Source organism: Acinetobacter sp. RW6, from assembly GCF_041956835.1.
GTDB classification, from domain to species: domain Bacteria; phylum Pseudomonadota; class Gammaproteobacteria; order Pseudomonadales; family Moraxellaceae; genus Acinetobacter; species Acinetobacter calcoaceticus.
Window position 1 is genome coordinate 1,471,967 of the sequence record NZ_CP167121.1, and the last position, 12,392, is coordinate 1,484,358.

7 protein-coding genes are annotated in these 12,392 nt (G+C 39.5%); 5 read left to right on the top strand and 2 right to left on the bottom strand.

Annotated features, from left to right (window positions below):
* Positions 1-16 precede the first annotated feature (16 nt).
* Positions 17-787 (bottom strand): SDR family oxidoreductase, encoded by a 771-nt coding sequence (locus tag ACB088_RS06865; protein WP_045432415.1) that lies wholly within the window; start codon positions 785-787, stop codon positions 17-19.
* A 267-nt stretch (positions 788-1,054) separates the two neighbouring features.
* Here ACB088_RS06865 and fes point away from each other — a divergent pair, with 267 nt between their 5' ends.
* The 4 genes from fes to entS are packed head-to-tail and all read left to right on the top strand — an operon-like array spanning position 1,055 to position 10,916.
* Complete coding sequence (gene fes / locus ACB088_RS06870) at positions 1,055-2,257, top strand: enterochelin esterase (RefSeq protein WP_375038437.1); 1,203 nt, start codon at positions 1,055-1,057, stop codon at positions 2,255-2,257.
* 29 nt (positions 2,258-2,286) lie between these two features.
* Positions 2,287-2,502 carry an MbtH family protein gene (locus tag ACB088_RS06875; protein ID WP_003651732.1) on the top strand — a complete coding sequence of 72 codons (216 nt, stop codon included), beginning with the start codon at positions 2,287-2,289 and terminating at the stop codon, positions 2,500-2,502.
* Positions 2,503-2,514: 12 nt separating this feature from the next.
* Entirely contained in the window at positions 2,515-9,669 is a 7,155-nt protein-coding gene (locus ACB088_RS06880) for an amino acid adenylation domain-containing protein (protein ID WP_375038438.1), read from the top strand.
* Positions 9,666-10,916 (top strand): enterobactin transporter EntS, encoded by a 1,251-nt coding sequence (gene entS / locus ACB088_RS06885; RefSeq protein WP_375038439.1) that lies wholly within the window; start codon positions 9,666-9,668, stop codon positions 10,914-10,916. The genes ACB088_RS06880 and entS overlap by 4 nt, the downstream gene beginning before the upstream one ends.
* Positions 10,917-10,957: 41 nt before the next feature.
* Here entS and ACB088_RS06890 read toward each other — a convergent pair whose 3' ends face one another.
* Entirely contained in the window at positions 10,958-11,701 is a 744-nt protein-coding gene (locus tag ACB088_RS06890) for a 4'-phosphopantetheinyl transferase (protein ID WP_375038440.1), read from the bottom strand.
* Positions 11,702-12,101: 400 nt separating this feature from the next.
* On the opposite strand from ACB088_RS06890, the gene ACB088_RS06895 reads away from it, so the two are divergent.
* Positions 12,102-12,392, top strand: a complete 291-nt coding sequence (locus ACB088_RS06895) for a hypothetical protein (protein ID WP_375038441.1) — start codon at positions 12,102-12,104, stop codon at positions 12,390-12,392.

Consider the following 12,392-nt stretch of genomic DNA (forward strand, 5'->3'; position numbering starts at 1 on the left):
TGTAATGAATGAGTGTTTAAACGCCTAAAGTGGCTCCCCCATCAACCACAATTTCTTGCATGGTAATTTGTGCTGCCTGATCGGAAAGTAAAAAGCTGACCGTATTCGCAATGTCTTCAGGCTGGGCTAATTTTCTTAAAGGAATGCCTGTTCGATATTGGCTTAAATCGCCATCAATTACCGCTGGTGGCGGTGTATTGTCCGTCCACAACTGCTGCTGCATTTGAGTTAAAGTTGAGCCTGGTGAAACAATGTTGAGCCGTACCTGATGAGGTGCGATTTCAAGCGCAAGATTACGACAGTAGTGGCTGAGTGCAGCTTTACTAGTTGCATACATGCCAAGTTGTATACGCGGCATACGTGAACTATTTGAGCTAATCGTGACAATACTCCCCTGTTTTTTCTCACAAAAATGTTTGGCAAGTTGTTGACTAATCGCAATAGGAGCCATGACATTTACCGCAAAAAGTGTTTCCCAGTCTTCTGTTTTTGCTTCAAGCATAGAACGCATAATCAAGACACCTGCGGCGTTCACTAAACCTGTAATGTTGTGCTTTTCTAAAAGATCGGCAATAAGCTTTTGAGTGGCTTGTTGCTGTGTAATGTCCTGTGAAATGCCTTGCCAACGTAAACATTCATCTGATGTCAGGTTTTTACTGATTTCCCATTGTTCTGGGTTTTCCTGCTGATCAATACCGATCACTTGATACCCTTGTTGCAATAATTGCTTTGCAATAGCAGCTCCGATACCTCTTGCAGCGCCTGTGACTACGATGGTAGAGCTCATGTTCTTACTCCCGTCTGATTTGATCACTAAATTGCGCAACATAATTGCAAATAATTATCATTATTATCAAGAGCGATAAATATCAAACATAAGATTACAATCTAAATTAAGTTATTTATTAACCATAATTTCAACTTAAATTATTGTTTTTAATTAATATTAATAAAACTCATCTTTTTTTATTGATTATAATGATAATTGTTTTCATTTACTAATGAGAATCATTCTGATAATTTGACCGCGCTTTCTTGTCGAGATGGACTCAAAATGAAGCCATTTTCTCATCCTTTACATCCACTATTTCAACAATCAAATGTTGGATGTGAAACTTGGTGGAATACCGTTAAAAAATTAGGTAATCCCCTTATTACTGTGCAAACAAATCATAAAACTTCTTGCACTTTTGTTTGGCGTAACCCCAAGCACGAAGAGCGTTGCTTCGTTTATATCGATGTCTATTCACAAAGCCCATCTGTCTATCAAAAGTGGAATCGTTTTAGCCATATAGCTGGGACAGATGTGTACTTTTTTGAAGTGGAACTCCCTGTAGCTTGGGCTGGTAGTTATGTTGTAGTTACAGCTAGTGAGGAAGCACCTCAAACAAGCTGTGCGGCAACGCGACGCTCATGGTGGCAAACCCAGCTTAAACAGAATGCTCAGATTGATTCATTAAGTCATCAGCAGTTTTATAGCGGACACTTGGCTCGTTACATCAACCAAGTTCAACTCGAAAAGACAAAACAATTACCCACCAGCCTTTGCCCTATTACAAAGACATTTCAGTGGTCAAGCGTGTTATGTCAACAAGACTATTTAGTTGATATTTTTATTAGTGGTCAGGCAGTTCAAAAAACATTACCGCTCGTTATTTTTCTTGATGGCCAAGTCTGGAGTCGAGAGCTTTCGATTCTTTCCGAGATTCGCGATTTAACCGATTTAAAAAAGATCCGTCCAGCTGCATACGTATTTATCCATAGTTTAAACAGCCAACAACGTCGACAAGATTATGGTTGCCATGATGTATTTAGTCAGGCGCTTATAAGTGAATTATTAGAAATTCTTTTAGAACAATATTCATTTATTTCAACAACGAACATTACCTTATGTGGTCAAAGTTTAGGTGGTTTATGTGCTTTACATAGCGCACTGCTTTTCCCAAAAGTTTTTACATCGCTGATTTTGCAGTCTGGTTCTTATTGGTGGTCAGATTTTTCTAACAGCGCGTTGGGACGAAACCATACGGGTAACTTTTTAGAACTACTAAATTTATCTCATCCATTACCAAAAACAACTCAAATTTATATCAGTGCAGGCATGTATGAAACCGATATGCGGGACGATGCCCACCAGCTTTATCAACAATTGCAATCATTCAATCAAGTGAGTTTTCGAACTTTTTCAGGCGGCCACGATGCGGTGAACTGGCGTGCAGACTTGCTTAAGGCATTGCAAAAAATTCTTTCACTATAACCATTTGTTTCATCAAGGATAACAATATCATGAGCAACTTACAGGAAAACTATATTAATCCTTTCGATAATGAAAGTTTGTCTTTTCAGGTTTTAAAAAATCAGCAAGGTGAGTTCAGTTTATGGCCGGCCCAACATCAGGTGCCATCAGGTTGGGACGTTCAACATGGTCCAGATACACGGGCTTCGTGTATTGCGTATGTAGAAAAGCACTGGGTTGCAATTAACCCCTTTCAGCAAGCGTAAAGGAGTATTGTCATGAATCAGGCATTAAATAATGAATTTACTTCCGATATTTCACAACCAGCTCGTTTTGAATTGGCATCTACTCAACTCGGTATTTTTCTTGCCGATCACTTAAGTTCTATTGAAGATTTATATACGATTGCCCATTGCTTGGAATTACCAAAATCTATTGATATTTCAATATTTAAGCAAGCAATTCAAATGGGTTTAAATGAAGCTGACACTGTGATTTCTTCATATTCATCGGATCCAGCACAACCGCTTATTGAGCTTAATAACCAAGTACAAATTCGAATCGAAGAATTTGATTTTTGCCATTTAACCCCTCAAAAAGCTCAGCAACGCTTATGGGATTGGATGCCATCTGACCGCCAATGCGCTAAATCACTTAAAGCTGGTGAATCTCAACTGTTCCGTCAGGTGTTATTTACTACACACGATAAAGTGTATTGGTATCAACGTTATCATCACATCATGCTTGATGGTTTTAGCATGATTAACCTCACAAAACGAATAGTTGAGTTATACCAACAATTACAAGCCGGACAAGACCTTAGTTCTTCACCTTTTATTGATGTTAATGATGTCATCTTAGAGCGCCAGGCTTACGAAAATAGCCATCAATTTAAGATAGACCAAGCTTTTTGGAAGGCTTACTGTGAAGACTTGCCTAGTCCTATTAGTTTAAGTACACACCACTTAGCGTCGAAAACAACAGCCCAATTTGTTAAGCACCAGCTGCGTTTTTCTACAGGAATTTTAGAGCAGATTCAGGCTTTAGCAGCGCAATCAAAATTAGCTTTGAATGACATGATGATGTCATTGTCATTACATTATATTTACAAAATGACAGATAAAGCCGAATTGGTTAATGGCATTCCATTTATGCGCCGTTTAGGCTCAAAGGCAATTCGCTCAACATTACCGACCGTCAATGTACTGCCTGTGAAGTTTAATGTTGCTGAAAAAGACAGTTGGGTTAGTTTGGCTCAACATGTTCAAAAACAATTACAACAAGTTCGGCCACATCAAAAATACGATGCTGAACAAATTTTAAGAGATTTAAACAGTATCGACATTCATGAACGGATGTATGGTCCTATTTTAAATTATAAAGCTTTTGACCAAGATCTCACTTTAGATGGTGAAAAGGTCAAAACACATCATATATCAACAGGACCAATTGATGATTTTGAGTTTTCTTTTATTGTTCAAGATCATGAACTCATTATCGAATTACGTGCAGATGCGCAGCGTTATACTCAAGATGAGTTACTCATGCATGGTCAGCGTATAACGCTTCTATTAGAGCAGACTTTATTACAACCAGAGCACCCATGTAGCAGTTTTAATATTACTACACCACAAGAACTTAGTGCGCTCACAAAAAGCGGTATAGGTCCTCGCGTTAACCATCCTGAACAATACAATAATGTTCTAGATATCTTCTATGAACAAGTTCAAAAGTATCCGGAACGTATTGCAATTATTAGTGGTGAACGTCCGCATCTACAACAACTTAGTTTTTCTGAACTTGCAATTCGGGTGAATCAACTTACCCGTTTTTTACAGGAAAATGGCGCAAAGAAACACACGGTTATTGCTGGGGCTATTCCCCGTTCTATCGATTCAGTTGTTGTGATGCTATCGGTGTTAAATTCGGGTGCAAGCTTCTTGCCACTCGATTTAGATTACCCAATCGATCGTATGCAAATGATGTGTGAAGATGCCAACCCATTGTTTGTGCTTACAACACAGGCACTTTCAATCCAATTGCCTCAAAATATTCAGCAAGTACATCTTGACCATATTGATGTTCAAAAGCAGATTCAAAAACAAGAAACGAGTGATATTCCTACCCAGAGTCGTAATTTCGATTTTCAAGATGTGGCTTATGTGATTTTTACATCGGGCAGTACGGGGCGTCCGAAAGGTGTCATGAACACACATGGGTCTCTACTCAACCTGATTTTATCGCATAAACCTACAATTTATTGGCCTGTACTTAATGCCGTAGAGCAGCGTTTTCCTGATCGTTCATTACGCGCAGCACATACACATTCTTTTTCTTTCGATTCATCTTGGCTACAAGTTTTCTGGATGCTATGGGGACAAGAGCTGCATATTTTTGATGAAAACATGCGCCGTGATGCATTTGGCTTAGTTCAGGAAATTCAACAACGACAAATCGATACATTAGATTTACCCCCGTCTTTTTGCGCGCAAATGATTACCAATGGCTTATTTGCAGATGGTAAGCATCACCCAAGCCTGATCTTAATTGGTGGTGAAGCTGCACCTTTAGCTTTATGGCAACAGCTTAATGCTCAGCCAGAGCTTTTTGCACATAACTTATATGGCCCAACAGAATATACGGTTGATACTTTCCGCGCAGAATTAAAGCACACATCACGTCCAGTCATTGGTAATCCAATTGGCAATACGCAGGCCTATGTATTAGATCGTCACTTGCAACGATGCCCAACTGGTGTGATTGGTGAGCTTTATATTTCTGGCTTTGGTATTGCTAATGGTTATTTAGGCCGTGCTGACTTGAGTGCTGCCCGTTTTGTTGCCAATCCATTTGAATATGGGCAACGCATGTATCGTACGGGTGATTTAGTGCGTTGGAATAGTGCAGGTAAACTTGAGTTTATGGGCCGCTGTGATGACCAGATTAAAATTCGTGGTTATCGAGTTGAAATTGGTGAAGTAGAAAATGCGCTTTCCGTTTTACCAAATATTGAAAGTGTTGTCGTCATTGCAGAGCCAATTAATAACAGCCATCGTTTGCTCGGTTACTGTGTTGTCAAAGACATCGAACTCGATGAAAAAATAAGTGAGCAGTTAAGTCAGCAATATTTAAGTCAGTTACGTCAAAATTTACCTGAATATATGGTGCCTTCAGCCCTCACAGTCATGGCTGAATTTCCCCGAAATGTAAGTGGTAAGGTTGATAAAAAAGCCCTACCGCGTCCGAAGGTTCGCAGTCATAGTCGTATGGCAGAAACACCTGAACAGAAGCTTTTATGTCAGATTGTCGCATCTGTGCTGAAACTAGATTCTATTGGGATTGATGACGACTTCTTTATGACAGGTGGTGATAGCATTTCTGCCATCATGGTGTGTACTCAACTACGGCAGCATGGTTACAGCTTAAGACCAAGTGATGTATTCCAATTCAAAACAGTTGCTGCTCTGGTACCCCATCTGACACGTTTAGATGAGCAACAAACGGCCATTTCAAAACCGTTATTTTCAGCAGACCTAGAACAAAAGGTTCAAGAAAAATATGGAAAACATAGCACGATTCTGCCTTTACTTCCTTTGCAAAAAGGCATGCTGTTCTTATCTCAAGTAGAAAATAAATCGAATTATAATGCCTTTACTCGTCTTAGCTTAAATGGAGACATTGATCCTGTACGTTTGCAGCAAGCGCTGATTACCGTACTAAAACGTCACCCTCAATTAGGTGGACATTTTGATAGCGAATTAGCAGAAGAACCTGTTTTTATCTATCCATTACACCCTACTCAAGCTTGGCCAGTTCAGTTTTGTTCGGTCACTCCCGATTTGCTTGAGCAAACTATTCAAGAGGTATTACAGCAACCGATTCACCTCGACCAACCTTATGGTCTGATTCGGGCAACTTTGATTCAACATGCTCCTGAACAATCAGAACTATTGATTATGGTGCATCACCTGCTAACTGATGGCTGGTCAACTCCACTGTTCTTACAAGACTTTATTAAAGCCTATCAGCAAACTAACCAACAACTGCCAGTGCTTAAACATAGCTATGAAACGGTGATTAAAGCCTTATCTGGACGTGACCATGAAACCTCAAAAGTAATATGGCAACGTGATTTAGCTGATTTGCAACCACTTATTTTATTTAATCAACCACAGCAAGCTGTACAGGAAACTTCATATCGTTTAAGTGCTGAGTTGGGTGCGAAACTTCAACACAAATTACGCCAACAAGGCATCACGCTAAATGTCTTCATGCAAATGATTTGGGCAATGACTTTAAATATTTATGCTCATCGTGAAGATATTGTGTTTGGCACACCTGTTTCTGGGCGTTCAGCACCTATCAATGGTTTAGAGCAACAAATCGGATTGTTTTTAAATACGATTCCGGTACGTGTAAAGTTGAACATGCAGCAAACACTTTGGGAACAATTAGCTCAGTTACAGCAATTGCATGTTGAACATTTAGAACACGATGGTTTAGGACTAAGTGTAATTCAGCAATTGATGACTCAAGGCAATCTTTTCGATAGTTTGTTAGTCGTAGAAAACTATCCAGATAACCAATATTTACAGCAAAAACTTGGCGATGCGGCTATTTCTAAGCTCACAAATCGCGGTTATAGCCATTACCCGCTTGCGTTGTTAGTCATACCTGATCATCAAATTGAATTACTACTCGAGCAACGTGGTGTAATCGATCAGCCTGAACATTTCCTTGAGCGAATGGTTCAATTTATTGAAATTGCATTAAATGAACCAGAAACGGCTTTAGGCCACTATCGCTTACAATTGGCTGAAGAGCGTGAATTAATTCAGAAAACAAATCAAACTCAGTATTATGTTCGCCCAACAACATTACAGCAATTACTCAGAGAGCAAGCTCGAATTACTCCTGAACAAACAGCGTTATGTGATGAAACTCATCAGCTAAGCTTTAGTGAAGTACGTTTTCAAGTTTGTGCCTTAGCACAGCAATTGCAAAGTGCGGGTGTGCAGGCTGGAGATATTGTTGCCGTTGCCCTACCAAGATCGCTCAAACTGAGTATTGCGATTTTAGCAGTGATTGAAGCAGGTGCAGCATACTTGCCACTCGATTTGCAACACCCGACTGAACGTATCAAGTTTATGTTGCAAGATGCTAAATCTAAACTTTTGATTGGTGAACAAAAAGATCTAACCGCTATTGCTCAACCATCAATAGCCACCTTTGCTTTCGATCAATTGTTTGATGAAACAAAAGTTGATTTAAGCAGCTATAAAACTACAGTCATTACCCCACAACATCCGGCATATTTAATCTATACCTCTGGTACAACTGGCCAACCAAAAGGTGTGATGGTTTCTCACCAAGCGATTGTGAACCGTATTTTATGGATGCAATCAGAGTATCCACTCTCAGCAGCCGATACGATTTTGCAAAAAACGCCATGTACTTTTGATGTTTCTGTATGGGAATTTTTCTGGTCATATTTGGTAGGTGCTCGATTAGTTATGGCCCCTATAGATGCACACCGTGACCCATTGGCATTATTAAATCTCATTCAAAAATATCAGGTAACCACATTACATTTTGTACCATCAATGCTGGCTGTCTTTGAAAATGCTGCCACAGAAATTTTGTCACTTGCTCAAAGACAAAGTTTGCCAATTCGCCGAGTATTCTGTAGTGGTGAAGCTTTACCAACGGCTTTAGCAAAATCATTTACCCAACACTTTAGTTGTGAGCTACATAACTTATATGGCCCAACGGAAGCTGCGGTAGATGTGAGCTATATGGATGCAACACTGGGATTACACCCGGAAGAAAGTAGCGTTGCAATTGGCTATCCAGTCTGGAATACCCAGCTTTATATTTTAGATCAATACTTACGTCCTGTTCCTGTTGGAGTAGATGGTGAGCTTTATTTAGCAGGTCATCAATTGGCCATGGGTTATTTGCATCGAGCAGACTTAACGGCAACACGTTTTGTGGCAAACCCATTCGCAGCAGGTCAACGCATGTACCGCACTGGTGATATTGCCCGTTGGCATGCAGACGGCAGTATTCAATATATAGGCCGTGCAGATGATCAGCTAAAGATACGGGGTCAACGTATTGAACTTGGTGAAATTGAGCAACAGCTACGTTTAGCAAGTGGGTTAGATGATGTGATTGTCCACCCTATTGTTTCTGAGCAAAATAAAGCAGACTTTCAACTAGTTGCTTACTTGCAAACAGCGACATCTGTTGACATTGATCAATTAAAAAAACGCTTAGCTAAACAGCTTCCTGCTTATATGTTGCCAACACACTATATTTTAGTTGAGCAATTCCCATTAAGTCATAATGGTAAGCTGGACCGTAAAGCACTACCGCGGCCACAACTTGATACATCAAATACAGAAAAACAGTACGCCACAACTGCCTTTGAATATGAACTCACTGGTATTTTCAAGAAAATCTTAAATACAGAACAAAATATTGGCATAAACGAAGATTTCTTTGCCATTGGTGGACATTCCATTTTAGTAATGAAGCTTGCAATTGAAATCCGAAAAGTATTTAAGCGGACCATTCCAATTGGTCAGTTAATGAGTCATGTCACGATTCAACGTTTAGCGGCTTTGCTTCTTACACAAGAACGTTTGGAAGAAGTTGAACAAACTGGTATGCAACCTATTTTACCCATCCGTTCTGGCTCTGGGCATCCATTGTTCTGTTTCTTCCCAGGTTCTGGTTCGGCATGGCAATACACTGTGCTTAATCGTTATCTACACCCTGATTTACCTATTATCGGCTTGCAGTCACCTCGACCAGATGGACTTTTGGCAAATAGCGCAGATATGGATGAGTTGGTTGAAAAACAACTTGAGATTATTCGCCAGCAACAACCAACCGGACCTTATACCTTATTAGGTTATTCACTTGGCGGCACTGTAGCCTATGCGGTTGCAGCAAAGCTAACTGAACAAGGTGAAAAAGTTGATTTTCTGGGCTTGTTAGACACTTACCCTGCCGAAATTCATCAGTGGTTAGATTTATCTGTAGAAGAAATGAATGCTGAAGCTGAACAGGAACAGCTTCAATTCTTCAATGATATTCTGGCCGATGCAGATACGGCGCTAAACGAAGAAACACGCCGTTTACAAGAGGATATTTTTGCAAACTATCGCGATGCAGTACGTTTGCTAAAACCTTATAAAATGCCACGTTTTAACGGTGAGCTACACTTGGTTGTTGCTGAAAAAGATTTACTTCCATATATCCAACCAGAACAACAATGGTCTCCTTTAGTTAAAAAGCTCAATATTGTTCGCCTAAGCGATGCAGACCATACTGATTTATTGTCTCCGCAGCAGCTTGAAACCCTTGGCCCAATTTTAAATCGCATGATTTGTCAGGCACGCGATTTAGAGGAGCAAATGCCATGAGTTTTAAATCAATATTGACCGATTTTAGTCTTTTAAAACGTAATACTCATTTTCGACATGTATTTATTGCACGCACTTTGTCACTTCTAACTATTGGCATGCTTGTGGTTGCTATTCCAAAACAAGTCTATGATTTAACTGGTAGTTCGTTAAATGTTGCTGTTGCAATGGCCTTTGAAGGCGTTGCCATGTTTATTGGTCTGTTACTCGGTGGTTTGTTGTCAGATCGAAAAGATAGAAAATGGCTGATTTTACTGGCGCGCAGTGTCTGTGGTTTAGGTTTTGCGGGGCTTGCGATCAATGCCATGTTTGAACAACCTTCGCTCTATGCTATTTATTTCCTTTCAGCATGGGATGGCTTCTTTGGTGCACTAGGTGTAACCGCAATGATGGCGATCATGCCTGTGATTGTAGGGCGCGAAAATATTGTACAAGCCCGTGCAATTAGTATGGTATCCGTACGACTTGCTACCGTTATTTCACCTGCAATCGGTGGTATTTTAATTGCGGTCAGTGGCGTTGCAACCGTGTATTGGGTCTCAACGGTAGGTACCTTGCTTACCGTGTTTTTATTGATGGGGCTACCTGCGCTTAAACCACAACATGCAGCTAATGGTGAGAGTCCTCTTCGCCAATTAGTCCAAGGGTTTAAATTCGTTTTTAAAAACAAAGTGGTTGGTAGCACCATTTTAATTGGAACATTGCTTAGCTTTAGCAGTGCTATTCGCATTATTTTTCCACAAATGGCAGATGAAATCTTTCACGGCGGTGCATTTGAGCTCGGTCTTATGTATTCAGCCGTACCTTTAGGTTCAACCCTAGGTGCCTTACTCAGTGGATGGACAACACGTTTACTCAGACCCGGCTTAGTCATGCTCTACACCTGTTTAGGCGTCTTTAGTTGCATGATTATGATTGGGCTTTCACCATGGTTAATCGTGACTTTGCCAATTTTATGTGTTTTCGGATATTTGATGTCGATTGCCAACTTGCTTCAATACAGCATTGTGCAAGGACATACGCCTGATGAATATTTAGGACGTATTAATGCAATCTGGCTTGCTCAAGATGCATTAGGCGATTCGATTGCCACAACAACTTTAGGACTTTTAACGCGGTTTTTACCAATATCAGGAAGCATTCTCTTCTTCGGCATATTAAGTTTTGCGGTAGGATTTATGTTCTTGTTCAATTCTCAAGATATGCGTGAAACGGGGTTTCAAGATCCTAAATTACAAGAAAATTAAGCCATAGCTTAAAAGAAGGCAATTCGTTGCCTTCTTTTGTTTCAAGCAGAACTATAAGCTTGAAAAACCCAAGTCATAATGTGGTCTTGTTCCACTTTCCAGCCGCCTTGATAGTGTTCTAAGAGTTGATGGCGATTTCGTATTTCTGATGTAAAAGCCAAAGTTAATGTTTGGTTTTCAAAATCAATATCGACTACCGATGCTTCTAAAAAGTCGATGTATTGTTTAGCAATAGGATATACAGCTTTATATAAGCTTTCTTTAACAGAAAAGATTAAGCTCACAAATTGAGAAAAATCAAAAAATTCAGAGGCTTTAATCTTCCAAAGTTCAAGTTCAGAAGGCGTTAAAATAAGATGTGCACTCTCTTGAGCAAATTCAGAGCTTACCCAGTGCTCGATATCAATTCCTAAATAACCGGCTTTGTCAGATAGCGCAACAATCAACTTATTTTGTGAATGACTAATACTACCCAAAACATGAGTTGGCCAGAGAGGCAAATGTTCGTGCATAAAAGTTATTGGTTGATCTAAACCAAAATGATGACTTAAAACAGCCTGAGCCAGTATCCTTCCACATAAATATTCATGTTGACGTTTAGGATGCGCTTGAGCAATTTTTTGGGGATGCTCTAATTGCTGATCTATATGTAAATGCAGTGTTTTTGATAAGTCTAAACCATAACAATAGAACGGAATTTTAAATAAAATTGGTTTAGAAATTTCGAAAATCAACCCACAAAGAGATTCAGGAATATATAAATAATCACTTACAGCATTTGACATCAAATAAAGAATTTTTAACGAGTTATCTCCTATCTTATCGCATGGCAACACATCGATAAATAATTATATTTATCATTTGATAATAATTATTATTTACTTATACTATTGGATAAATTTTCCCCTTAATTTATTTAAAAATATTGATCATGAAACTTATAGGACTTTTTTTGACCCTGTTGGGAGCGGTCAGTGTCTATTGTAGTCATAGCAACCAAAACCTGTTATCTCAACATCTTCCCGCTCTATTTAAGTATTTAGGCCTCTTGTTTTTAGTCATTGGATTAATTGCACTCTTTGCCAGCTTACCCAAAGTTGTTGCCGCTTTTTGTTGGTTCATGCTTATCATTTTTGCATGGTCGTTCCTTCCTTTTATGGCGCTTTTTAAACGGAAACTGGTTTCATGAAAGCTAAAATTCAGTCTCCTATTCAGCCAGACTGGTGGAGTAAAACCTTTGCTGGTGGTGTTCTAGGGTTAAGCCTTGCCATTGCTTTTGGCAACCTGATTGTTTTATTGGGTCAGTCTTATATTTCGATGGATCTTTTGGCCCAATTAGGCATGTGGAGTGTTCCTTGGGTTTGGATGCCAATTATGTTTGGCACCTATTTCTTTGTGACAGGAAGACAAGCAATGGTTTATTTATTTGTTGCCAACGTACTGGCTTATAGCTGTGTGTTTCTAATTCGGGGTTAA